23 protein-coding genes are annotated in these 25,862 nt (G+C 37.9%); 8 read left to right on the top strand and 15 right to left on the bottom strand.

The genetic code is table 11. The annotated features are described in order from the left end of the window. Positions 1 to 49: 49 nt before the first annotated feature. From QE450_RS00860 to QE450_RS00845, 4 genes are all read right to left on the bottom strand, one after another. Entirely contained in the window at positions 50 to 877 is an 828-nt protein-coding gene (locus tag QE450_RS00860; protein ID WP_274170895.1) for a DUF4261 domain-containing protein, read from the bottom strand. 196 nt (positions 878 to 1,073) lie between these two features. Beyond that, a complete protein-coding gene (locus QE450_RS00855) occupies positions 1,074 to 1,340 on the bottom strand; it encodes a NifU N-terminal domain-containing protein (protein ID WP_069326812.1) in 267 nt (88 codons plus the stop codon). Between the two features lie 59 nt (positions 1,341 to 1,399). Next, positions 1,400 to 1,855, bottom strand: coding sequence for a HEAT repeat domain-containing protein (locus QE450_RS00850; RefSeq protein ID WP_273614969.1), 456 nt, complete (start codon positions 1,853 to 1,855; stop codon positions 1,400 to 1,402). A 93-nt stretch (positions 1,856 to 1,948) separates the two neighbouring features. Next, positions 1,949 to 2,125 (bottom strand): DUF3934 family protein, encoded by a 177-nt coding sequence (locus QE450_RS00845; protein ID WP_069326814.1) that lies wholly within the window; start codon positions 2,123 to 2,125, stop codon positions 1,949 to 1,951. Positions 2,126 to 2,311: 186 nt separating this feature from the next. Here QE450_RS00845 and QE450_RS00840 point away from each other — a divergent pair, with 186 nt between their 5' ends. Beyond that, the gene (locus tag QE450_RS00840) at positions 2,312 to 4,558 is read left to right on the top strand and encodes a hypothetical protein (protein ID WP_307295943.1); all 2,247 of its coding nucleotides are present in this window, start codon (positions 2,312 to 2,314) and stop codon (positions 4,556 to 4,558) included. 100 nt (positions 4,559 to 4,658) lie between these two features. On the opposite strand, the gene QE450_RS00835 is transcribed toward QE450_RS00840, so the two are convergent. The 5 genes from QE450_RS00835 to htpG form a co-directional block, all read right to left on the bottom strand. Further along, complete coding sequence (locus tag QE450_RS00835; protein ID WP_307295940.1) at positions 4,659 to 4,949, bottom strand: hypothetical protein; 291 nt, start codon at positions 4,947 to 4,949, stop codon at positions 4,659 to 4,661. A gap of 54 nt (positions 4,950 to 5,003) precedes the next feature. Beyond that, a complete protein-coding gene (locus tag QE450_RS00830) occupies positions 5,004 to 5,711 on the bottom strand; it encodes a hypothetical protein (protein WP_307295939.1) in 708 nt (235 codons plus the stop codon). Then, positions 5,708 to 6,325 (bottom strand): DUF6707 family protein, encoded by a 618-nt coding sequence (locus tag QE450_RS00825; RefSeq protein WP_307295938.1) that lies wholly within the window; start codon positions 6,323 to 6,325, stop codon positions 5,708 to 5,710. The genes QE450_RS00830 and QE450_RS00825 overlap by 4 nt, the downstream gene beginning before the upstream one ends. 184 nt (positions 6,326 to 6,509) lie before the next feature. Next, positions 6,510 to 8,210, bottom strand: a complete 1,701-nt coding sequence (locus QE450_RS00820) for a methyl-accepting chemotaxis protein (RefSeq protein ID WP_307295936.1) — start codon at positions 8,208 to 8,210, stop codon at positions 6,510 to 6,512. Positions 8,211 to 8,573: 363 nt separating this feature from the next. Then, entirely contained in the window at positions 8,574 to 10,472 is a 1,899-nt protein-coding gene (gene htpG / locus QE450_RS00815; RefSeq protein WP_307295934.1) for a molecular chaperone HtpG, read from the bottom strand. Between the two features lie 203 nt (positions 10,473 to 10,675). Between htpG and QE450_RS00810 the strand changes: the two genes are divergently transcribed. After that, positions 10,676 to 11,716 carry a BtrH N-terminal domain-containing protein gene (locus QE450_RS00810; RefSeq protein WP_307295932.1) on the top strand — a complete coding sequence of 347 codons (1,041 nt, stop codon included), beginning with the start codon at positions 10,676 to 10,678 and terminating at the stop codon, positions 11,714 to 11,716. Between the two features lie 79 nt (positions 11,717 to 11,795). Here QE450_RS00810 and QE450_RS00805 read toward each other — a convergent pair whose 3' ends face one another. The 3 genes from QE450_RS00805 to QE450_RS00795 form a co-directional block, all read right to left on the bottom strand. Next, the gene (locus QE450_RS00805; RefSeq protein ID WP_273614959.1) at positions 11,796 to 12,176 is read right to left on the bottom strand and encodes a response regulator; all 381 of its coding nucleotides are present in this window, start codon (positions 12,174 to 12,176) and stop codon (positions 11,796 to 11,798) included. 57 nt (positions 12,177 to 12,233) lie between these two features. After that, entirely contained in the window at positions 12,234 to 13,277 is a 1,044-nt protein-coding gene (gene desA / locus QE450_RS00800; protein WP_273614958.1) for a Delta(5) desaturase DesA, read from the bottom strand. 646 nt (positions 13,278 to 13,923) lie between these two features. Beyond that, positions 13,924 to 14,565 (bottom strand): DUF1349 domain-containing protein, encoded by a 642-nt coding sequence (locus tag QE450_RS00795; RefSeq protein ID WP_307295923.1) that lies wholly within the window; start codon positions 14,563 to 14,565, stop codon positions 13,924 to 13,926. A 127-nt stretch (positions 14,566 to 14,692) separates the two neighbouring features. Here QE450_RS00795 and QE450_RS00790 point away from each other — a divergent pair, with 127 nt between their 5' ends. The 4 genes from QE450_RS00790 to QE450_RS00775 all read left to right on the top strand — a co-directional run bounded on the left by QE450_RS00790 (position 14,693) and on the right by QE450_RS00775 (position 19,126). Further along, on the top strand, positions 14,693 to 15,892 hold the full coding sequence (locus QE450_RS00790) for an MFS transporter (RefSeq protein ID WP_273616233.1): 1,200 nt from the start codon (positions 14,693 to 14,695) through the stop codon (positions 15,890 to 15,892). 116 nt (positions 15,893 to 16,008) lie between these two features. Beyond that, complete coding sequence (locus QE450_RS00785) at positions 16,009 to 17,247, top strand: aspartate aminotransferase family protein (RefSeq protein WP_273614956.1); 1,239 nt, start codon at positions 16,009 to 16,011, stop codon at positions 17,245 to 17,247. Positions 17,248 to 17,339: 92 nt separating this feature from the next. Then, positions 17,340 to 18,377: a zinc-dependent alcohol dehydrogenase gene (locus tag QE450_RS00780; RefSeq protein ID WP_274170903.1), complete on the top strand. Its 1,038-nt coding sequence runs from the start codon at positions 17,340 to 17,342 to the stop codon at positions 18,375 to 18,377. 29 nt (positions 18,378 to 18,406) lie between these two features. Beyond that, complete coding sequence (locus QE450_RS00775) at positions 18,407 to 19,126, top strand: HAD family hydrolase (protein WP_307295920.1); 720 nt, start codon at positions 18,407 to 18,409, stop codon at positions 19,124 to 19,126. A 146-nt stretch (positions 19,127 to 19,272) separates the two neighbouring features. On the opposite strand, the gene QE450_RS00770 is transcribed toward QE450_RS00775, so the two are convergent. Together QE450_RS00770 and QE450_RS00765 are read right to left on the bottom strand one after the other, a co-directional pair. Beyond that, a complete protein-coding gene (locus tag QE450_RS00770) occupies positions 19,273 to 20,148 on the bottom strand; it encodes an aminoglycoside 6-adenylyltransferase (protein WP_307295918.1) in 876 nt (291 codons plus the stop codon). A 104-nt stretch (positions 20,149 to 20,252) separates the two neighbouring features. Beyond that, positions 20,253 to 21,107 carry an SDR family NAD(P)-dependent oxidoreductase gene (locus tag QE450_RS00765; RefSeq protein ID WP_307295914.1) on the bottom strand — a complete coding sequence of 285 codons (855 nt, stop codon included), beginning with the start codon at positions 21,105 to 21,107 and terminating at the stop codon, positions 20,253 to 20,255. A gap of 216 nt (positions 21,108 to 21,323) precedes the next feature. Between QE450_RS00765 and QE450_RS00760 the strand changes: the two genes are divergently transcribed. Further along, positions 21,324 to 21,779 (top strand): MerR family transcriptional regulator, encoded by a 456-nt coding sequence (locus QE450_RS00760; RefSeq protein WP_273614951.1) that lies wholly within the window; start codon positions 21,324 to 21,326, stop codon positions 21,777 to 21,779. A 79-nt stretch (positions 21,780 to 21,858) separates the two neighbouring features. On the opposite strand, the gene QE450_RS00755 is transcribed toward QE450_RS00760, so the two are convergent. Next, positions 21,859 to 24,858: an S-layer homology domain-containing protein gene (locus QE450_RS00755; protein ID WP_307295910.1), complete on the bottom strand. Its 3,000-nt coding sequence runs from the start codon at positions 24,856 to 24,858 to the stop codon at positions 21,859 to 21,861. Positions 24,859 to 25,133: 275 nt separating this feature from the next. Here QE450_RS00755 and QE450_RS00750 point away from each other — a divergent pair, with 275 nt between their 5' ends. Next, positions 25,134 to 25,736 carry a TetR/AcrR family transcriptional regulator gene (locus QE450_RS00750; RefSeq protein ID WP_274170907.1) on the top strand — a complete coding sequence of 201 codons (603 nt, stop codon included), beginning with the start codon at positions 25,134 to 25,136 and terminating at the stop codon, positions 25,734 to 25,736. The last annotated feature ends 126 nt before the right edge of the window (positions 25,737 to 25,862 follow it).

The raw sequence follows: 25,862 nt of genomic DNA, 5'->3' as shown, positions 1-25,862 counted from the left end.
GCTTCTATACAATAGTGTACCTATGAGGTTATGTCTGTAATGATTTATATCAATAACCAACCTTAATGCTATCATTCTCTACAGCTATGCCTTGAGATACAGTCAGCGATAGGCGTTGCTCTTCTGAGAAACCTATTGTCTCGCCCTGTTCTAATGAGACGTTATAACTAATAACATAGTCGACCACCATCATCGTAAATTCAAATACCTCACTTAACGAATGTTCGGAATGAATCACTTCGATCTCGTATTTGCCAAAACGTTCAAGCCCTCTTGTATAAGAACAACGACCTTGTTCATTTTGATACAATCCGATAAATACCCATAATTGTACAGGTAGTTCTCCTTCTTTGAGCATTTGTGCACTTTCTACATAACTTTCAGCAGATACGACCATCGGAGCCATATAAAAAGCTAATGCTTCGTTGAGCTGCATCATGCTACTGACTACTTGTGTAAATAACAAATGCGCTGCAATTGGATTAGGTGCACCGGATACACTGACAATAACATGAGAACGATGAGTAGCTACCACTTGCTCTGCTTCTGGCCACAACAAATTATATTTACAGCATTCTTCCACTTCACGATTAGGTATCGGTGCAGGCATATGAGCGACCACTACCTGCATTCCTTCTACTTCAAATACGATATTTTCTTCATTGGGTTGATTTTCAATCGTAATTTCAGCATCTTTATGTAGATTATCAATAAATGATGACCAATCACAGGTCTCACTGCTTAGTAATGCAAACCCCAGTACCATTGGTACTTCTTGTTGATCAGGTATGGCTGTTGGCATAGGAACAATATGATCGTATGCTGACGTTGAAGTGGATTCTTCTTTAGGTTTACGAAATTTATCAAAAATCCCCATGATATCATTCTCCTTCATTGATCGTATAATTATAATGATTTGTAAAAATAAACCTGTGCATATTGTAGCAGGAATATGAGCAACATTCACTTGTATTCCTTAATTTGATATTCGCTGACGGACTGTAATATAAAAAAAAGAAGAGCACTTTGCTCTTCTTTTCGGGTAACACTTCAATCCACTTTATAAGCTACAATTATTCAGCGTTCTCAAAAGCTGCTTCTACTTGTGGAATAATATCATCCCAGCTTGCATCAGGTAATTTACTTATCGTTACAAAATCACGCATCCCAAAAATATTATCAACACCGTCGATACTGATCAATGCGCTTGCTAATGGATGGTCTGTGCTATCTCCTGCTTTGAGTGAAGTACTAGCTGGACCTTCAAAAATATGTTGATTGGCATTGATTTTGACCGCGTTCGGGTTAGGTGTGTTCTGGATACTCATTTCGATAGCCATAGGGTAATTCCTCCTGATAGTTGGATTAGGGAGTAGATGTTGGTGCTGATTGGATGATCTTACTTGGTGTCGTAAGATTCCCATTTTGCTTTTAACCAGTTGTCGAACTCTTCGCCTTTTTCGCCTTCATACGTGTTATAGATATCCGCACGCATTTTGTGCAATTTCACTTTGAAATCTTCAAAGCTATGGTCTTTCGGCAAGCTCTTTTTGATACGAATTAATGTTTTGGTTAATCCTTTGAACAATTCAGGCTTGGTTTTGGATGGTTGTTGCACATCTTGTCCCAGACCTCGCAATTGCTTGTATGCTGCATCTTGAACAGCGTATACTGGATCATTATTCATCATATGCGTAAGCAGATCAATAATCGGCTGATGGTTGTATTGTCCTAATTCATTGACAGCGTTTAGACGCTCCTGCCAATTGGATTTGCGGTGAGCCGCTTTTTTTAATTCTTCATAATTTTCTGGTAATTCAAATGACGTACTTTCGAACTGTGATTCTTCTGTCAAAACATTCAATCCCCTTCTATTTTCAAATCCCGTTACTCTTTATTATAATTCAGCTTCTATAGCGATTGAAAGACATTTCGCTGAAAATAACAGTTAATCTGTACTTTTAGTGGTAGGTGTAGACTTGGAATTGCCTTTTTTGTCTTTGTCTGCTCTGGTTGCATAAGGTTTAGGTGCACTTTTGGTTTTTTTAGCGCTAGCTTGCCAGCGATTCCAACCTTTTTTCCCCGTCCCGCGACCTGTTCCACCTTTGCTTTTTGCATTAGCCAAAATATCACTCCGTTAGATGTAATACATAAATCTGCCTGTGCATACAGACATCCCTATGCTTCTTTAGTCTATTGTAACAAACCCTGCCACATATCACCAACTGGAAAAACAATAGTTACTTATGTTAAATTGGATATTGATATGTTGAGGTCGATATTACAGGCTACGGATAGGAGATATAAAGTAATGCGAAAAATAGGTTTGTTGATTTATTTAATTCCTTTAGTCGTGATCAGCATTATTGCGTGGAATGATTATGCGGGTGGAATAGAAGAAGCACGAAACAATCCGGCTGCTGTACATAACGTCTTTTATTTGGATAAAGGTCAAAAATTAATCAGTATTGCGGATGGCGAACAAGGTCTGCAAGGAATGATCTACAATACCAGCAATCATCAACTGGAAAACGATATTCCTCTTGCCTCCAATATATTCAAAGACATCGCTGCTGCTTATCAGAATAAGCAATTGATTGTTGCAACAAAAGATAATAATGATAGGTTATCTGTCCATGCGATCGATGCAACAGGCAATAGTAAAGAACTCAGCAATCATTCGATTATCATCAATGATTATTTGAGAAATAGTACATATATGTGGCGCAACCGCCTTGTCCTGGTCAATGATGGTTGGACAAAGCAGAGCAAAGCAGGGCTCTCAGAAATACAGAATGGACAACTACACTCGATAGACCTAAGTGACAGTTCTGTCTTACCTGCTAGACCGACGAATATAGATGACACTCATAATAGCTTTGAAAGTGATGTAGCGATTCCGATGCTGGTGGCTACGCTGAAAGATGGGCGTTCTGCTTATATCAGTGGCATTTTGGATAAGCAACATCGCCCTGCTGTATATCTTCCTCAGGCTGATTTAGTTGGCTATGAAGCAGAAGAACAAGCTGAGCAACAATTTGTACAACATTTCCAAGCAGACCCTACCCGTTTGCTACAAGTAGAAAGCGATTATCCGAAGCAAGTACGTTTTTATAATCAAACAACAGATCAATTAGGCGCATTACTTCCTACTCCCCAACCTGTCTATCAAGCCCAGATATTGTTGCTTAATGATGAGGAAGCACTGGTAACCGGTTCGACAACCAAAGATGAAGCAGATGGCAAATTAATCGGTTATATCTATAATGAAAAAACTAAACAATTTACAGATATCTCTCCACTGCTTACGAACAAAACATACGATCAGATTACGAATGATAATTTCACCTTTTATAAAGAAAATACAACTACACCACTGTATTATTCAGAGACCGATAATTCCGCAGGTTGGTTCAATCCACAAGATGGTTCTATCTCTCAGATCACCAACGCTGAAGTCGAGCAATGGCAAGCAAGTGATCCTGCTAAGCAAAAGTCATGGCAAGGATTTCTGGCGTATCTTTTGGAAGGCGGGCCGATTGTATTCAATTTAATTATCTGGTTGATTATCCCTTTTCTTTTGTTAGTCATTCCGTTCGTAATTCACTTCATGTTGCGTAGACGCAAAACCAAACAGCTCCAAAAAGGAGTAGTGACTCAAGCGACTATTATAGCTCGTGCTGAAACGGGAACGTTTATTAATGAACAGCCTCAAGTACGATTTACAGTGCAATTTGAAGATGAAGGTGTATTACGCAAAGTGAATATCAAAAAAGTGGTTTCTTATTTACAGATGCCTTCGATCGGTGACTCAGCGATGATCAGCTATGATCGCCGTAAGCAGACTGCTATTTTTTTAACAACCGAAGATGTTCCGGCGCAACCTCAATCTCACATATTGTACAATGCAGTTCTGCAAAAAATAGATACGTATGAGCAAGTCAATCGTGGACAAGCTTTATTGTTACATTTTGAGTTGGATGGTCAGACTTATTCTGTTCCGGTAGTACAACCACATGGATTTCAATACCGTCTATGGGACAAAGCCAATCTGATCCAAATTGCAGGTATGACACGTCTACTCAGTTATGGCGTATTGACTGACCTGAACAAAAAAGATGAACTCACTTTACAAGGTGAAATTATATCGATTCAACCTTTTGCTGTGCAAATTCATCAGCGTCAATTGATGCTCATGGAAGTACTGGTATCCCAAAACAATCAACGCATTCAGAAAGTGAGCAGTCAATTTGTACCGTTACAATTAGCATTGTCTGTCGGTAATCAACTTCCTGTCACTGTAAAACAACATGAATTCCAGCGTGATCTCCGCCTGATGCAAGGCAAGCAAGGGAGCGCCAAAGTAATCGCTGTTGAATTCAACGGCACTACCGGAGAGCGTCCACTTGCACGTATTACTGTTCAGCGTGGTGATGCAGAGTATGTATTGGAACAATCGATCGAACCTGTATACGGTGTCGAAGTAGGCGATGAATTATGGATTGCTTATGATGAACAGACACGCGAAGCGATGATTGTAAAGTATGCTTCGATGTAGATCAAATGTAGCTAGAGTTGAGATAAATAGAGCATACAAAACAAAAAAACCTTCTTATCTGCATCGGCAGAGTTGGAAGGTTTTTTGTTTTTATATAATTTTAACTAAACGTAGCAAAATAAGCTCTGGACAAAAGCAATAATAAGAACATTATAATACTCCCTGCAATATAACCGGGTAGCCCAGAAGCACCTTCTTTTTTGAGAAATATGCCACCTATACTCATTATCAACAACCCAAGTGAAGGAATCCCTACAATAAAAGCTAAAATAACTCCATCAAGAAAAAGTATATGTTGAAAATGATCTGTATGTATTAAAATCATAGCCACAAAACATACTATATTTATAATAGCAACGACTGCCCATATTCCTTTAAACCATTTCATCATAGTATATTTCTCCATTCTTTATTTACAAATTCATTCCATTTTAAAATATGTAAATCACTCATAATTGATTTCTTTCTCTTGTGCTATTAAGGTCGAAGTTCCTTGTCTAGTATCTATTAAAAAAGTATCTTTCGGGATGCTGAGTACATCATTTATCGTCATAATATATCGATGTGGTTGATCGGTTGATTCCATATTGACCCATCTCTTATCACTTGATTGAATGATATAAGCATCGCCCAAATCAATAGCAAGATTAATTTTAAATTCTTTACCTGTATGTATATCTTTGAGATACAATCTCACTTTTTCATTACTCTGGAATGTATTGACCAATTCTAATCGGTACTGATATTGCTGATCTGATGTTGTGACCAGTTCATGCGTTTCGATTCGTTCCGTTAGCCAACCGGCAGGTTCAATAGCTTTAAATTGACTTACACTCAAAGCTAATAAAACCACTGTGCACGAAATAAATACCGTATTACTAACCAGACCTTTGGAAAGAGTATTACTCACCAAAAAAATGATCGTAAACAATAATGTCATTATCGAAATAGTGCCATACATGACGACCACTACAGTCCCTATCAAATCCAGACCTCTTTGAAAATTAGCTGTTGCTGTGAGCACCAACCAAATATAAGAAGCAATATTACCTAATATCGCTATGATTACAATTCTTTTCAACCAATCGTTTATACCCATTTCACTGGATGGTATATCTCGCTCATCGTTCTGAAATAAATAGCGTATCTTCATTTGAAAGGTTCCACCTTCTCGATACCGACTTGCTCCACAATCTCGTTAATTCGCTTCATATATTCTGTACTTTCTTGCTCTACTTTCTCATCTGTATAAGGAGGTTGAGCGCCTAATTCTTTGATTTTGAAAAGCTTCATCACATACAATATCCGTTGCTCACATTCCATAGAGGTATCATTTTTCTTGATAGCTGCATCTATCGTTTGGGTACTTAGCGTTTCTCCTTTGACGAACCGGGCTTGCACATTATGTTTAACTTTCACTACCGCTTCTTCGCCAGTATTGAGCGCATCTTCTATCAATTGCATCGATTGATCATATACTGCTTGCTGTTCTTCTTCACGAGCGATACGGGCTTGAAGAACCAATGCATGTTCTACCCATGTCCAGTAATCATAATTTTCTTCAAAAGGAATCTGTGATAGCTCCCCCAGCAACTCTTTGATCTGTGGCTTCTGATCGCTTTGAGTGATATATAAGAGATAACTTAATTTCACCAATGCCGCTAGATACGCTTTTTGGGTCTTTTTATATTTGGCTGGAATCTGTTCTATGTATGAATGTAGTTCGGCTTTCTTTTCGATATGGGTAAATACTTCTTTTAATTGCATCGTAATCTCCTCCATCTGAAATATCACTTTATTATATTCTAGTTGCTTCCACTTCTTCATGATCTTAACATAAAGCCACAACCTTTTCTCGAAACAATGTGAGAAGGTCGTGGCTCTATTGATTGTTATATTTGCTAATTACCGTTGTACGATATAAAGATAGTATACCTGATCCAGTGAAAAATTATACTTTGCAGAAAGCGATCAATTGTTGTAATTCTTCTGCTAACTGTGATAGATGACGAGCAGATGAAGCTACATCTTCCATCGTAGATAACTGTTCTTCACTAGCCGCATTCATTTCATCAATACCCGCAGAACCTTGCTGTGATAGTGCACTTAAATGTTCCATTGCTTCGGCCACTTTTTGAGTCTCTTGCGTGGCATTATTGATTAACGTATTTGTTGAATTGGTTTGTTGGACAGTTGTATTAATAGATTGCTGAATCGCTTCAAATGCAACTGTGACCCGTTGTCCTCCATCAATACTAGCTTGAACACTGTGTACAGAACCTTTTGCTTTGTCGACAGCACTTTGACTTTCTTGTTGTACATCTTTGATTAAGCTAGTAATTGTAGTGGAAGAGCTAGCTGAACTTTCAGCCAGTTTACGGATTTCATCAGCAACTACGGCAAATCCTCGTCCAGCATCACCTGCACGCGCCGCTTCAATAGAAGCGTTAAGTGCTAATAGATTGGTTTGTTGAGCGATCTGCTGAATAGCGGAAGAAGCAAATCCAATCTGCTCTGATTTCGCATTTAGATTCGTAAGCACATTTAATGTAGAATGAATATCGCTTGATAATTGTTCAATACGATTGGTAATATCTCGTACTTCATCAATTCCTTTTTCAGCAGTTTGTTGCATGTTTTCGGTCATTTCGCCCACTTGTTGGCTCGTATGAGAGATTTGATTCATCTGACGTGCCATTCCATTTACTGAATCTGTCACTTGAATAACTGTTTGCGTCTGGGAGGTAAAGCCAGTTGCTAATTCGCCAGAAGACGTAGCAATATGAGAAGAAGCCTGTGCTGTTTGCTCTGCACTAGCAGTTAACTCTTCCGAAGATGCAGACAGCGTCATTGCACTTTCATCTACACTTTTAATAATTTTACGCATACTTGCTATAAGCGTATTAAAAGCGGTAGCCACCTGACCGATTTCATCTTTTGCCTGGTAATCTGCTGCTGCTGTAAGATCCCCTTGAGCCGCTTGATTCATCAATTGTTGAACTTTACGTAATGGACGAGAAATAAGTAATGCAATCCATAAGCCGACCAACAAAGACACGAGCAATCCAATAATAATAAAAGTAACCATAACTATAGTAGACCGACTATACGTATTATCAGCTGTAACTTTACTTTGATTAGCTTCATTTACCATACTGGTACGCAAAGTATCTAAATATTTATTCAAAGTAATACGTGTATTTTCTAAATCAGTGTAATTTGACTGAGCAGTCGTAAGATCGCCTGCACCTACTGCATCTAAAATATTCTGCCGAGCGTCTGAAAATGCTACATTTGTTTCTGTAAGATTGGCTAAATTTTGCTGATTTTCAGGACTAAGAGTCGTTTGTTTAAGCAATTCGTATTGTTTGCCTGTATCCGAAGCTGTTGTAGCCACTTCTTTTATCAATGTTTCTCTTTCCGTCATATCTGTTGTACGCGTAAGTATTAATAGGCGTTTGGCATTGTTACTATAATTAATAATAATCTGATCCATAGCCATCACAGGTTTCATATTTTTCTCGTACATATCTGTTGCAATATTAGACATTTGTTTTGTTGAAGTCGTACCGTTAAAGCCTAAAGCAAGCAATAATAGTAGATTAATAATAATTAAAATTACAATTTTGGTACGAACACTTAGATTCTTCATATTCAATAAACCCCTCTGAAAGTTTTTTAGTTTTTATTAGTAGTAATGCCTGATTGTGTATTACTTCATATCACCAACCTCTATCTATGATGTTTATCTAATTAGGATTTTGAGGTATATCGTTATTCAAACTAATGACTTAGCAGCTTAAATTTTGATCAATTAAGACTTTAGCAATACATTAGCTTCAAATTTAACTATAATTATATGTCGGTAGTACTAATTTAAATATGTATAGCAAATCCACCATTTGTTGTAAAAAATATTATTTTGTCGTTTATTGACGAATAAAAGCGCAAAAAAAACTCCTTATGATTAAGGAGTTTTTTTGTGCTTTTATATTTTATAGATTAACTATTGAATTTAAACCATCACTTTACAAATATCGTTCGTAAATTCTACTGGATCTTGTACCGGCAGACCTTCGATTAACAAAGCTTGATTGTATAACAAGTTTGTATACAGGTTCAGCTTATCTTTATCATTTTCCAGTGCATTTTTAAGTGATTGGAAAACATCATGATTAACGTTAATTTCCAGTACTTTATCTGCTTTTACGCCGCCACCATCTGGCATCGCTTGAAGGATTTTCTCCATTTCAATCGATAGTTCGCCTTCTGTAGACAAGCAGACAGGATGTGATCTTAGACGTTTGGATGCTTTAACATTGGATACTTTACCTGCCAAAGTTGCTTTCATCGCTTCAAACAAATCTTTATTTTCGTTTTCTTCAGCTTCTGTCGTTTGATCTTTTTCGTCTGGCTCAATACCTAGATCGCCACTAGATACAGATTTGAACGCTTTATCTTTGTACGTATTAATCATTTTAATAGCAAATTCATCGATATCGTCAGTAAAGTATAGAATTTCATATCCTTTATCAGAAACCATTTCGGTTTGCGGTAATTTCTCTATACGTTCGATCGATTCACCTGCTGCATAGTAGATGAACTTCTGATCTTCTGGCATTCTGGATACATATTCATCGAGTGTCACTAATTTTTTCTCATGTGAAGAAGCGAACAATAGAATATCTTGTAGGTCTTCTTTGTGCATACCGTATTCGTTGTACACGCCGAATTTTAATTGTCTGCCAAATGATTGGTAGAACTTCTCATAGTTTTCACGCTCATCTTTAAGCATCGACTGCAATTGACCTTTAATTTTGTTTTTGATATTTTTAGCGATCAATTTCAATTGACGATCGTGCTGTAGCATTTCGCGTGAAATATTAAGAGACAGGTCTTCAGAATCGACCATCCCTTTCACAAAGCTAAAGTAATCTGGTAATAAATCGCTACATTTATCCATAATCAATACGCCATTAGAGTACAATTCTAGACCTTTTTCATACTCTTTCGTGTAATAATCAAACGGTGTATTTTCAGGAATAAATAGAATTGCATTATAGACCACTGCACCATCTGCGCTAATATGCACATGTTTTAGCGGTTTATCGAAGCCATACCGTTTTTCGTTATAAAAGTTCTCATAATCAGCATCGATTAATTCGCTTTTGTTTTTGCGCCAGATTGGAATCATGCTATTTACTGTTTGCTCTTCAGTATATTCTACATATTCTGGCTCTGCATTTTCGTCTGCGTTATCATTTTCAACAGGACGACTACCGCTGATATCCATTTTGATTGGATAACGGATAAAATCAGAATACTTTTTGATGACCGCTTTCAAACGGTATTCTTCCAAATACTCATCGTATTGATCATCTTCTGTATTTTCTTTGATTTTGAGTGTAATGATTGTACCTACTGTATCTTTGTCTGTTGGAGTAATAGAATAGCCCTCAGTACCTTCAGAATGCCATTGGAACGCTTGATCGCTTCCTAGTGCCTTACTGATGACAGTCACTTCATCTGCCACCATAAATGCCGCATAGAAGCCTACACCGAATTGACCGATAATATTGTGACCATCTTTCGCTTCATTTTCTTTTTTGAAAGCAAGCGAGCCACTTTTTGCAATAATCCCTAGATTATTTTCAAGGTCTTCTTCAGTCATACCAATCCCTGTATCTGCAATCGTTAACGTTCTAGCCGCTTTGTCCGCAGAGACTTTGATATAATAATCTTCTTTGTGGAATGTTAACGAATCATCTGTTAATGCTTTATAGTAAATTTTATCAATCGCATCACTTGCATTGGAGATTAATTCGCGCAAAAAGATTTCCTTTTGCGTATAGATCGAGTTAATCATCATTTCTAATAATCGTTTGGATTCCGCTTTAAATTGCTTGGTAGTCATGAAAAGTAAGTCTCCCTTCGATTCTGCTTTTTTTAGCACTCAGGCAATACGAGTGCTAATCGCTACCTTTTATATACCATATACTGATTTTGAATGTCAATTCTTATTGGTTAATTTGTGTCTTATATCTGGCAGTAGTATGATAGACAACATACATAAGCTATTTTTACTCTACCTATATGAAGATAAGGAGCGAACGATATATGCCTCCCTTTTCCAACTTGCTTGATTTGAAACCGTTATCTGGATTTGATTGGTCTTGTTTTAACGGAAATATCGCTACCGCTGTGTCTTATTTTGGTGATGATTATTTACAAGCTTTTGCCCATTCATGGACTTTTTCTCAATTTGGAACAGATCCATTTTCGTATGATTTACTTGGTCATGAATCCTATACGTATGAAGATATTTTGAAATATGCTAATACTGATTATACGTTACATCGCGAGATTTCTTTACCTGATGCATTGAGCACTATTTATCAGGAACTGGAAGCTGGCAGACCGGTATTGGTCAAATGTGACTCCTTCGCCTGTCCTTGGTTCCCTGACAATTATCATGCTCTGCATAACAAACACTTTTTTATTATCGTAAACTATGATCCACAAACCGATATGTTTGCTTGCACAGACGTTTCTTATATGACGCACAACTATACTCAAAGTGTAGCTGACTTTAGTCAGGGATTTATGAATGAGATCATGACATTCTCTCCTCGTACTTCTACGTTAGATTTAGAAGATACAGATATGGATCTTGTATTACTGAATATCGCCAAAACAAATCTAGGGCTCCAACCGCAAACATACTCTATTTTTGAAGCTATGCGCGTATTTGCAGATCAATTTGAGCAATGGTATCAACTTGCTGTGATGGAAATGAACCAATTCAATCCAGGTGCTGCGAACAAATTGCATCTTGAATTGTTGTATATTGTTCAGTCACGAATGCAATTTTTGAAATTTGTAGAATATCGAGCAGATCTAGAACAGGTCAATATGCAATGTATTCGTGCTGCATTTACCCAATCCATTAAAAGCTGGTCTGTTATTCGCATGATGTACCTTAAATTATATGAACCCAAAGCGAATAAAGAACACATTTTCAATACGCTACCTGAAAAAATCAAAGCAGTAGCAGCGATGGAAGAAGATATAGCATATACCATTTTGCATATGGAACAGATGCGTCTATTAAATGACCAACTATCTCCTCGTCACCGTCACACCTTTTCCACTCTCTAATAGGCACTACAATGAAAAGCATCAAAAAAAGAACAGCCCTTTAATCGGGTTGTTCTTTTTGTTGTAGACATATCATCTTTTATCGTAAATCTTCCCAATCGCTAAGCGCTTCTTCAATCACTCTTTTTCGCAAAGGTTTACTGATATAGGCGTTCATTTTAGATTCTGAAAGTAAATCTACATTCAGAAGATCTGTAGAACAAGCAATAATATAAGGCTGTTTCTCATGTTCTGAAATAGAAGATCGAATTTGTTGTACAGCTTCGATCCCACCCAATTCGGGCATACGCAAATCCATAAATATCATATCATATGAATATTGAGTAGCTAGTTGTACAGCTTCTTTACCATGCTTTGCCCCTTTGACTTTATGCCCTAATTTTCTCAACATTTCCATTAACACATACCGGTTAATGTCATTGTCATCAGCAATCAAAATCTCAAGGTTTTTTGTTTTCATATATTCGGAAGAATATACCACCTCTCTCGTAAACCTGGTGATGCATCTATCCGATCATTAGCCTGCTTTTTGCTGTTGTTTTTTGTTTTTGACTTTAAGCGAAGTATCAATATCTTTGAATCCGATAAATTTCTTCGTATCTTCGTTCCAAATACGGAAACGCAATGATTGCAAGCTAGTTAATAATGTAATCGTCTGTACATCTTGCAACACCGGACTTGTATTATGCGCGGACTCCAAGAAATAATTGGGTACACGAGAACTTAAATGATGAATATGATGGAAACCGATATTACCGGTAATCCAGTGCAAGATTTTAGGAAGTTTGTAGAACGAGCTACCATGCATAGCTGCTTTGACATAATTCCAATTTTCTTCTTCTTCAAAGTAACTTTCTTCAAACTGATGCTGTACATAAAATAACCAGATACCGCCTACACCAGACATAAAGAAGATTGGACCTTGAATCATTAGAAATGCTTGCCAGCCGATAGCCCAGCAAAGTAAACCGATAATAGCAACAAGTGCTACATTGACCATATATGTGTTCATGCGCTCTTTTTTCGGAGCGCCTTTACGGTTAAAACGGTAAATTAATAAAAACGTATAAATCGGACCGATTGTAAACATAATCATTGGATTACGATACATACGGTACACCCAACGGCGTAATGGAGATAATGCTAAATATTCATTTACAGTTAGTGTCCAGATATCGCCTGTTCCGCGTTTATCCAGATTACCATTTGTTGCGTGATGCATAGAGTGGCTATAGCGCCATTGATCATAAGAACATAAAGTCATAATACCTGTAATATTACCTACAATTGTATTTGCTTTACGGTTTTTGAAAAAGGAACGGTGACAACAATCATGAAAAATAATAAAAGTGCGGACAAGGAATCCACCAGCAAGTACCATAATAGGAATCGTTAACCAGTAGGATACGGATAAACTAAGGTATGCAAGATACCAGAGGCCGAAAAAGGGGACAAGTGTATTAATCAGTTGCCATACACTGTACTTCGTATTTGATTTCTCATAAGGAGCTAAACTTTTGCGCCAATTATCTTGGTCTTTCGTCACACGCGTAGTGGACATATTTAGGTAATTCCTCTCTTGGGATCGATTCGTAACCTACTTCACAATGATTCCACAGTAGTCACTCATGGAATCCCCGAGAAAGATTAAGTTATCACATAGGGCATTTTGGACAATTTTTGAAAACTTAGTACCTGCCTATAACTCTATTGTATTACGTTCTATAGGTGCTTGTAAACCAAGCTAGCTCTTTTCACATGATATCCATACAATATGTCTAAAAACCAAACTTTTCCATATAACCATATATACATAACAAAAAGATTATTCTAAAATGATAGCTATTTTGCCTATCTTCAGAATAATCTTTTTGCTTCATCGGCGAGCTTTTTATTGATTATCTATCAGGGAAATTACCTGGGAAATAATTGATACAACGTTGGTTGAAAATCAAAATAGAATAGCCAAACCAAAACCTGATGTTATCACCTTTTGGTTTTTACCTATCAAATATTTATCTCTGTATTTTCCCACTTACTTTTATAATGTTCATTTCATAAATACGATATAACGCTTCGCTTTCCTTATTTAATCTTAAATGTATAACCTTACATATTCTTAACTTGACTATTCAAATTTAAGACTCTATAGTTATTTATTGTAATTAAATACATAATTTTTACATTTACTCTCAGCTTCATTTTAACTACTTGTTTTCTTTTTGTAGTGGCTCAATATGCAAGTATTCGAATTCAACATGACAGCCATCTCCTTGCGGGCTACATGCGTACACACCACATTGAAAAGGTGTCTGATCATTTTGATCTTCGAATAAATGAGCGATCCGTATCTGGTTCCATTGGGGCTGTTCAGATTCATCTTTTTCTTGCTCTGCATACTCAATCGTATAATCACCAGCTTCACGACGAATACGGAATAACAATTCGGTCTCACCGGCAACAAAATTTTGCGTAGACCAATCCGAGTATCCATTGTTGGTGACAACCGCACCTAACTTGGCATGACCGTCCGTTTCGAATTCAACAGACGTTTTGAGCCAGCAATGTTCTGAAAAACGAATCATCAATCCAGCTTGATCATATTGATGAACTGGATATGTACGTACTTTCGTTGTCATAATGATGTCACCTGTCATTTCGGCAAATAAAAAATGTCCATTGTCCACTCGAAAGTCATAATGTGTTTTTTGCCAGAAATCTGTTTTGGCGAGTGGCTTAAACGTAAGTACCTGTTTGTCGGAAGATACTTCCCATTCTTCTGGTGGGCAATGCCATTGTAATCGTTCATCCATTGCTTTACCTTGAAAATTTTCTAATAACTGATTCATTCACTATCACTCCTTATAGGCTAAATACATAGATGGCAGTCACTGTACAACGTCTGCCTTCATTCATTATGTTGATCATAGATGGAAATTTCAAGTGTATTTGATTATTTATGGAAGGGTGATGATGTTGAAAAGGATTTTTGGATTAAGTTGTGGCTTTTATTTTTTGATCGGAATTACCAGTGTTTTGTTAGGTGCTCTGCTCCCTGTTATATTGCCGCATTACGGTAAAGATTACAGCGATGGAGGCACACTGTTATTTCTACAGTTTATGGGCTTTCTTGTAGGGGTAATTGTATCGCCATCTTTATCCGCAGGGGTAGGACGCAAGTATATGTTATTGATTGCACTTGGTGCGATTACGATTGCTTATGCGTTGATGGGGACATTGCCTGTATGGGGTTGGATGGTCACAATGACGATTTTTGTTGGCTTTGGTTCAGGAATTATCGAATCTTCGATTGGAGCATTTACTATCGAATTCGCTGAAGCGCAAAAAGCGGTCGCCATGACCAAGTTAGATGTTTATTTTGGCGTAGGTTCATTATTGATTCCTGCTCTTGCTAGTCTGTATATTTTCTTAAATGTATGGCAGCTCTCTTTCTATACGGTTGCATTAGCTACCTTATTGCTATTGATATTCTGGATGACGATGCCAGCAGATAGTTCTGCACAGCTTCGCCGTATTCAAGAACATGATGCCGATCATACCGGCGCTGTTGTGAAACGAAAATACAGTGGCAAACAATTACAATTTCTCAGTATTTTTATTTTGTTCTTCTTCGTATATATGGGTCTTGAATTAGGCGTAATGAATTTCTTGCCTTCTATTCTGATCGAAAGCATCTCTATTAGTGATTCAGCCGCTTCGCTCAGTGTCACTTTTTTCTGGGCAGCTATGACGATTGGTCGATTATTTGTCGGACGTATAGCAGAATCGATTCGTTATGTTCCTTTTCTAATAGGTAGTTCACTTGGCATGATGCTAATGATTATTGGACTTGCTCTGGTTTCTCATCCTGTCGCTATGTATATTCTGATTTTTGGTATCGGATTATTTATGTCAGGTCTATTTTCTATCGCTCTTGTATTCGCGAACGTGCTGATTCCGGGCATGACTGAACGTACAACCAGTATTCTAATTGCTGCTGGCGGTATTGGTGGCTCTGTATTGCAATACGTGATCGGTTGGAGCATGGCGAATTGGTCAGTCGGGCCTACCTTGTGGGTATTTGCTGGATTTGCACTGGTGTTGTTAATAAGTATTGCTTTTACTTCTCAATGGAGTTCTTCTCAAGCCAAATTAACATCAAGAGTACAATCATAGAAATCACTCTGTAAAGGAGGTGAGGAACAGCGTTCCAGTAATCGATTGTAGTTGTAGTGCTGACAGTCTATTTTGGCAGATCAAGTCTATTTGAACTTAAAATCAGGAGGCAAAACATGCAAACTTTAACTGAGAATCGGTTTCGTTATGGTAGAGGTATTAAATTAATTGACGATACAGGCACAGAATATATAGACGGTGTATCCGGTACATTCAACCTTTCTCTAGGATATAATCACCCTTATGTTGTAGAAAAAGTACAAGAGCAAGTTGGTAATCTAACGCATATGTCGTCTACTTTTACAGAACCTTATGTAGATGAAGTGTTATCGCATTTGTTAGAATATGCACCTAATGGGATCGATGCAGGCTGGATGCGTGACATCACGGGTTCCACTGCAAACGAATGCGCAACTAAAATCGCTCAAAAATACACCGGTGATACTGATATTGTCAGCCTTTTCTACTCTCATCATGGACAGACTCAATTTGCTACAGGTATTTCGGGTAATGCTTTCCGTCGTAAAGGATTCCCCAATTCATCTGTTCCCAATTCTCTGCATGTCCCTGCACCTTACTGCTATCGTTGCCCGTTCGATGCGAACCCTTCCAATTGCGGAATGAAATGTGTAGAAGCACTAGCCGACCAGCTTGAATACGGTGGTTCTGGTTCTACCGCTTGCATGATTATCGAACCGATTCTAGGTAACGGCGGTAATATTATACCTCCACCTGAATATTTCAAAGGCATTCGTCAGTTATGTGATGAGCAAAATATCATCTTAATCGCAGACGAAGTACAGACAGGTATCGGTCGTACCGGTTATATGTTCGCAAGTACATTATTCGATATCAAACCTGATATTATTACGCTAGCTAAAGGGCTTGGTGGAATCGGTGTTCCTGTTGCTGCGGTATTAATGCAATCTCGTCTAAATGTACTTGAAAAACATGAACATTCATTTACGTCTGGTAGCAATCTGATCTCTGTCACCGCAGCTAAATCAACATTGGAAGTTGTGTCTGAACCTGGATTTATGGAAGAAGTACAACGCAAAGGCAAATTGCTTGGCGATTTACTTTTAGATTTGGAAGAGAAATATAGCTGTATCGGTGAAGCTCGTGGTGTTGGTCTTATGTGGGGTCTAGAAATTGTAGATGAATACAATGCTCCAGATACCAACAAAATGAATGCGATTATCAATTTCGCTTTTGCTGATCAACAATTAATTCTACGTGGTTCTCGTTATGGATTTGGTAATGTCGTGAAAGTGCGTCCATCCCTTACAGTTACTGATGAAGAAATTGTAGAGATTATTCGCCGATTGGATCTCGTTTTGTCGTCTTTAGATTAAAGCGCTTTTACTTAATTGCGAATAAATTATGTATATACGTTGTTAGATGAATATAAAAGAATACGCTTATAGTTAATATGAGGAGGAATATTATGTTATCACTTGTCTACAAATCAGCGTGGGATGTTGCTTTAGAAGAAAGACCTCAACCACAAATTACGCAAGACAATCAAGTATTGGTACGGATTCATGCAACAGGTGTATGTGGAACAGACCTCGGTATTGTGAGCGGCAAATATCATGCCAAATCTTCAATCATTCTAGGGCATGAATCGGCTGGAGAAGTCGTACAAGTGGGCGACAGAGTCACTACTCTACAAGTCGGTGATCGAGTTGTGATCGATCCTACCTACTATTGCGGTCAATGTAATATGTGCCGGACAGGAAGGCAGAACCATTGTTTACATAAAAGCACGACCGAGACAGGAGTAAGTAGTGACGGTACATTTACCGACTACTATGTAACTGAAGATCGGTTTCTTTACAAATTAGCAGATCATGTTAGTTATGCAGAAGCGACGCTAACAGAACCGTTGAGCTGTATGCTCACAGGTATTAACCAAATTCAACTTCTGCCTAATTTCCGTACGATTATTTTGGGTGCAGGCCCAATCGGAATGTTATACAGCTATGCTCTAGCTTCCAAAGGAGTATCCGGTAGCATTGTTGATATCTCACAAGATCGTTTGCATATTGCAGATGCGATAGCGCCGGAACGTTGGGATACACATAACTCATTTGAAAGTGCTCTAGAACACATCTCTCCTTCTGATCGTCAGGTTGATCTGATTGTAGATACAACGGGTGCAGTCGGCACAACCGTATTATCTAACCTTGCTCATGGTGGTTATATGATGCTGGTTGGTTTGCGCGATGGAGTCAGTTCTTTTAATCCTAAAGAAATCGTGGATCGTAGTCTCAAAATTATCGGTTCGATCGATTCTCTAGGTACATTTGCAACAGCTCATTATATGATCGAACGCAATCTGATCCCGGCAAGCAAATTGATTACTCATACTTTTGCACTGCAAGATTATGAAGAAGCGTTCCAGACGCTAGGTTGTAATATCAGCAGTGGAACATTGACACCATCTTCAAATGCGATTAAAGTCGTTTTACAATCTACTTAATAGATCTGAGGAATGGAGGTCAATACCATATGGCATCAAAGCATTTGAATAACGCTTCATCTTCTTTGTGGCAGGACCCATCGATTCAAGCCGTTATTTTTGATATGGATGGCGTTCTGATCGACAGTGAACCGATTTATTTTGAAATTGAAAAAAGTTCTTTTCAGCATCTGGGTGCTACAGTAGAAGAAACGGAACATCATACGTATGTAGGTGTGACATTGGAATCGATGTTTCAGCAAGTAATGGATAAGCACAAGCTGGATCATGTGATGGAGGAAGTTCTGGCTTTTCATAAAGACAATGTGATGAAAGTGATGCAAGATCACAAGGAATTGCAAGCATTTGACCATGTAGAACAATGGATTGAATGGTTATCTGCATCAGGGATAAAGCTTGCGGTCGCTTCGTCTTCTCCACGTTCGTTGATCGAATTGATTTTAGAGCGTACAGGATTACGCCGCTTTTTCACAGTGATGGTTAGTGGTGAAGAAGTAGCACATGGTAAGCCTGCACCGGATATCTTTTTGCATGCGGCATCATTATTACAAGTAGAACCACAACACTGTGTCGTAATCGAAGATTCTCGTAATGGTGTACGTGCGGCTAAGCTTGCAGGTATGCGTTGTATCGGTCATCAGAATCCAGGTTCAGGTAATCAAGATTTGAGTGAAGCAGATATGATCGTGGATCATTATGCAGAACTACTGGAATTACGTGATTCTTTGCATATCGGTGTTCGTTTATAATAATTACGTATTAATGTAGAAATATCAAAAGCCTTATTCCTGTATATGGAGTAAGGCTTTTGTTTTGCAAAAATAGATGTACCATTTAGTAAATGAAATTCTGTATGCGCTTCTGTAATCACTTCTGTATGCCCTACCTTTATACACTACAAATAAAAATCTTGCGCTTGCGGACTCAATGTACGAATATGTTCTAAGTAGACACTCACCTGCTGGTCTTGCACCCTATCATATTCAAAATGTAATTGTGTTGCTACATCTAAAGCGACATTTCGGAACAAATCACCTGTTTGGTGTAGAGCTTGCCAGATCTGTTCATTATCTGCTTGAGGATATGTTGCTAACAATTGTGTCCATATAGCTGGATCTACATATTGTTGTAAATACTTATGATTTTTGCCTACGCTTACTTGAAAGTCTGTATGAATTCCAACTTGCCATGTGATCATCTGTAGTAACATAGGACGAACATACTTATTGAGATGATCAATCGCATATAGAATTTCTTGTCGCCACAATCCTTTTGCAATATAAGTCGATACCCACCACAATTCATTACAGCAATCTGCATACTGTTGCGCTGTCGGACACTGAATATGGTAATCTTTATCTGTTGGTGGCGACAGTTCAGGCATTCGCTGATCTTTATCCAGTAATACTTTAATCAACCGATCTTCAGCAATATAAGTCGCTTGAAGAGATAATGGAAATAATCTTAGATCAATCCGATTGCCATCAGCAAGCAACATGAGATAAGCATATCGTCCATCATTATTTTCTAGGAAATCGCCTGTAGCGTCTGGCATTTGCATAATAATCTTCTCACCGAAATAATCTGTCCAATCATCATCTTCTACAAAAGATGGCACATCCGTTACCAGATACACGATATCGTAATCTTGAAAAATATCAGTCGGTACATTGCGATTCACACGCGAACCATTCATCGCTACTACTCGCACCCGTTCATCCTGCTCGGCAAAGTTCAAAATCAAATCCATCATCTGTTGCTGATTACGCATCGCACATCATCCTTTCTTTAGAAAAGTAAAATGTCTTCGCTCATATAGAAACTTTTTTTGAGTACAAGCAACTTGTGATGGGATATCCAAATACTGTGGTCTATTTATCTTTTATATTCTTGCTCATAGATCCTATGCACATGCTCACTAATTACAGGCGCCATCTGTTTAAACTTCAATGGAGCCGATTTCCCTTTCACAATATAATCACCTGCTACAAATAACGAATGATTCTCTCCTAAAGCCGCTTCATATAATAAAGATGCTCCACGAGTCGGTGCTGGAAAAAATAATCTAGTCAGAATTTTGATGAAGAATGGAATGCCTGATCGTTTACCCGAACGTAGCGTATTATTGCCCCCGGGATCCACACTTAACAACTTGATTCCTTTGTGATGCTCAAATTCAGAAGCACGTTCAAAAGTCCAAAGCGATAAAGCTAACTTAGCGGTTGCATAGGCTCCAAATAACGGTTTAAATTTTGTCGGATGTTCTAACTGATCAGGATCGAATGTTAACAATGTAGCAAATACAGCACTGGATGTATTGATCACTGTGCGTAGGGTTCCCTGTTGAATTAATTGCTCAAGTTCTTTCAGAATAATATATGGAGCTACAGTCTGTGTATCAAAGTGAAGCTCACGCCCTTGCGGGGAAAAGCTTAATTCAGGATAACTTCCACCTGCATTATTATATAATATATCAATATGGGTTTCTTGGGCTTGAATCTGTGTGAGTGCTGTTCGTAACTGCTCAAAATCAGATACATCAGCCACATAAATACGTAAGCGCTGATCTTGTATAGCTTGCTGAATTTGTATATCATCAGTAGCAAATGAAGATCGAATAATCGCTATTACCTGCCATTGTTGCTCTAGTAATCGTTGAGTCAAAGCAAGACCGATTCCGTGATTAGCTCCAGTAATACATGCAATACGTGTTAAAGATGTAGTATTCATTCTATTTCCTCCTATATACAAGTGAACAATTGGAACCCCGTAACAAAGGGTTGAGTTCACTCTACAACTTGGAGTCGAATCGAAGTCAACAGTAAACCTAATTCAGCTATTCTATAAAGCAATTGCTATAGGGAGATTACAGATAAGTACGTAGATTGACTTGGAGTCGACTCCAAGTTATAAAATAACGTTACAGTCTTAAAGGAGTGATAGGATATGTATTCATCTGAAGAATTTTCAATCAAAGAAGCAGCCAGCCAAAGTGGCTTATCTGAAGATACGATTCGTTACTATGAGAAAATTAAATTACTTCCTTACGCTCAGCGCAAATCTAATCGTCATCGTATATACCATACAATGGATATTGAAAAAATGAAATTAGTGGTATGTTTGAAAAAGACGGGTTTATCTTTAGAAGAAATGAAACCCTATCTAAATCTATCGTTTGATAGTGATCTGACTGATTATCCTGATCTCTACGAAATGCTCCAACAGCATCAACAAACGATTGATAAACATATTCAGTCGCTACAACAGATATCTCATTTTATTGATATTGTGTTAGAACGTACACCCTCTTTGCGTCCTCCTGCAACGTCCTGTACAGATGATGCTCAAGATCATCGTGTTCCTTTGAACAGACACAACCTTTTAAAAAGTTCTGTCTCTTAATTATTATAAACAAAAAGAACAAGTCCAAGGCATTACGCCTAGACTTGTTCTTTTTAGTTTACAACCTTTTATATGGTTCTCAAAAACTGATTAAAGCATGGTTCAGTTCTTCTAAAACAGCAATTTTTTCTTCTGTTGTTGAACTGCTTGTTAATGCATTTTTACGATTTAGAGCCGTTTGTAATGCAGTGATATCTTGTCCAGCCGTAGCAGTATTGATCTTGGATTGAGCTTCTACAGACGCTTGCTCGATCCATGTATTTACTGTAGGAACTTTAACTAAAACAGTCATTTCCAAATCAGCTTCACCTAGAGATAAATGTAATGTCACATTATAATCTGCCGCATAAGCACTTCCATTATATTGAGCTAATCGTATCGTATCTTCTGTATCGGAAGTGGTTAAATACGTATCGTCTGTTACACCTACTGGATGACCATCCACAATATGAGGTAATAATTCAATATCAGAAACAAACGTATTGATATTACTATTAATTGAATTGGATAAGCGCAATGATATATCCTCATCTACTTTGGTATCATAAGACAATTCGCTATATGATGAGATAAGTTCCATCTCACGTTCTAAGTCAAGCATATCCAAATCTCCTTGATCAGGAGTTTGATGATAAATAGAGATAGGTGGCTTATTAACTAACATATTTTGATCGAAAAAGCTGATTTGATCACGATCTACATTCATATCAAACACATGCCAGTAAGGTTCTTCTCCATCGCCTACAGGGATATGATAAGTTTTCATCGGAAGTCTGTATGCGCCATTATATACTTTTACAGTAGCTGATGATTTTCGCAATGTTGATGCTTCTCCATTATTAGCAGTCGCACTATAATTTTGTACATAAAACGTGTATATGCCATCTACATGTTTATTAATAGTGATCACTTCTGGTCCGTAAGAACTCATATTATCTGTATCTAAAGATACATAATTCTGATTCTGATAATTGTACTGTCTATTTTCGGTAGAAGTATGGAATCCATAGCCATCAGGTGTAGGTCCTAACAAATGAGCATCCTCATCGTAAGGTAATTCATCCCATGTTAACACAATACTAATTTTGCCTTCTGTTGGCATTCTGGAAACAATAGCATCTTGTTCATAATTATATTTGTCTGCCAAAGATGTAGCAATCAGATAGGAAGGAATATATCCTTCTTTTTTCAACTCGCCTGTGTATGTACCAGGCGGAAGAGTAGCTATATAATCTCCATATTCATTGGTTGTAACAGTTGCTGCGATTGGTCCCTCTGTCACACCTACTCCACGACGAAAATTAATTGTCATTCCTTCTACATAAGCACTATTTTCTTCTGAAATCCACCCTGTAAATCCATTTATACGTAGATTGCCTTTTGTAGTTATTAATAAACGGCTTGCAGGTGAGGACGGTGTAATTGTAATCTCTAATACTTTATTATAAGCATATTTTAAATTAAGCGGATCGAATTGGATTACGCCTGTCACACTATCATAAATAACATTTGTTAGCGTATAAGGTTTACCATTTAACGTAGCCGTTACTTCCATATCGCTAAGCAATAATTCATTTGTTGGTTGATTTAGATGTAAAATCGCTTGTCCATTTCTAACATCCAAACTTTGCATAGGTTGTTGCACGACGACAGGTGTGGACGATTCTTGGTGTTTGTTATCGTCTTTACGAATATTAGTAACCACTTGCTCCCCGCCGACCATACCACCTTCAATTCGGGCTGTTACGCCTGCACTGGTTGTTGTCTGGTTAACTCGTGGTGTAATCGTTGTTCCTGCTACATTAATGTAGGCTTTCTCAATCGTGCCGTTACCACTCACTTTGGCTACACCGTTCAAAGTTAATGATTGGATCGAGGAAGATGTTGTCGTGCTGATCTTATTATCTGTCGTTCCTGAAGCCACTGCTAGATTATCCACAGAACCTGTAAGCAATTGAGTTAGCACAGACGATGATGAAATATCCATACTATCAATACGCCCTTTTAGTGAGACTGTTGATCCTGCTGGAATCTGATTAGACAAGACTACATTGGTAAATCCTGAACCTGTAGTTAGACCCTTTTCTTCAAGTAAACCTCCAGATTGAAGGATCATCTGTTGAACACTTGTTGTACCTGTAGTGACTACACGTACATTGCCGTCTTTTTTATTGATTACTGTTGTATTAAGTGTAGAATCTTGCAGATGAATACTGTTGATACCGCCACCATTGATCGTTGTTGTTCCTTTGACAGTAACATGATCTAGAATAGCATCGCCTTCACCAATACCTGCACCCAATAGAAGATCGCCTTCGATCACCATATTGCGCAATGTACTGCCAGCACTATTCAACTGCATATCACCTGTGATCTGTTGTTGACCGGATGCCGGCCCATAGACACCTGCTGTGTTGTATGTAGTCGTAGGCGAATTTGATTTGGACGTATTCGTATTATTCGATGATTGCAAAGAACGTTCTAATACCGTTACAGCTTCCGCACGTGTTGTTGTATCTTTGGGACGGAATCCTTTTTCATCACCATTCATCAGACCATTGTCGATAACGGCTCCAATAGAACCTTTACTCCAAGAAGGACTATGGACGGTATCTTTCATGCGTGTAGCTGAACTCGATGATTTTAACTTTTTCAATGAAGTCAAAATAACTGCTAATTCTTGACGTGTTACTTTTTGATCGGGATGGAATGTATTGTTTTTGTATCCTTCCATATATCCCTGTGACTTGGCGATTGCTACATCGTGATAGAACCAATCAGAAGGCTGTACATCCTGATAAGCTATTGATCCGGCTTGTGTAAATCCAAATGATTTGTTGATCATAGCGGCTAGTTGCGATCTAGTGACACTTTGATCTGGTTGTAAGCTTCCATCTTGAAATCCGCTGATATAACCTTTATTTTGCCATTCTGTCAGCACATCTTTTGCCCAGTGATTCTGGATATCGCTTGCTTGAGCTGATTTTGTTGCTGTTAACCCCCATGTAGGCAAAGCAATCGCTACGCTCAGTAGTAACATCATCCACTGGCGATTTCTCTTTTTCATGTTCCCCAACATCAATTCCCCCAATGAAATGTAAGTCTAATCCACTTTTTGTACCTTTAGACTTAGGTACATAGACATATTTATTCATATTACTACATATTTTTTGTTTTGGGAATTGATTTTTCCTATAATGGAATTGTATGGATAACGATTAAAACCTTATGTCTGACTTGCCAAATTTATTATTCTCTGTTAACATACTGAACAAACGTTCAGTATTATTTCTTCTATATATAACGCTCTATACTGTATGATTCAGAACACCTCAAGAATCGGAGTGAAAACTCGTGAATAAAAAGCAATTGCAAACCGAACAGACGAAAAAAAGAATGGTAGATGCGGCTCGCGCCCTATTTGTGCAAAAAGGGTTTAAAGCGACATCAATTGAAGATATTGTGGCAGCGACTGGTAGCAGTAAAGGAAATATCTATTACCATTTTAAAAGCAAAGAAGGTCTTTTTCTTTATTTGTTAGATGAATGGAATCGAGATTGGGAAGAGAAATGGTTAGAAAAGGAACATCTTTTTCCAACTACAGTCGAAAAATTATACGGGCTTGCCGAGCATCTGGTACGTGAAGATCTGAGTCATCCACTTACCAAAGCAGCCGATGAATTTTTTAACAGCGATGAGAAAGATAATGATGTCGAAGAACGAGTCTCTACAATGATGGATTCTCATTTAAGCTTTAATCAGCAATTGATCCAACAAGGAATCGACAAAGGTGAGTTCAAAGCCAATGATGCTTCCAAGTTAGCGATTATTATGGAAAGTCTGATTATTGGACTTAGCCAAATGTCCCGTCAATCCAGTATCGAAGAAGCATTGAGTGTATATGAATTAGCTGTACAGGTGTTGCTGTATGGGATTGCACATCCTGCTCCTTCTTAGCGTTTTACAACCATACTACTATAGATAGAATAGTGTGATCTGCTTTATCAATAAGATGATAAGCAGTAACATATTCTATTAATGTCATATTACAGACCGAACGTTCAGTATTTGAAAATGATGAAA

This window comes from Paenibacillus sp. SORGH_AS_0306, assembly GCF_030819345.1.
Lineage (GTDB): Bacteria > Bacillota > Bacilli > Paenibacillales > Paenibacillaceae > Saccharibacillus > Saccharibacillus kyungheensis.
The sequence above is the reverse complement of the archived record's forward strand: the minus strand, read 5'-3'. Positions and strand labels throughout refer to the sequence as shown.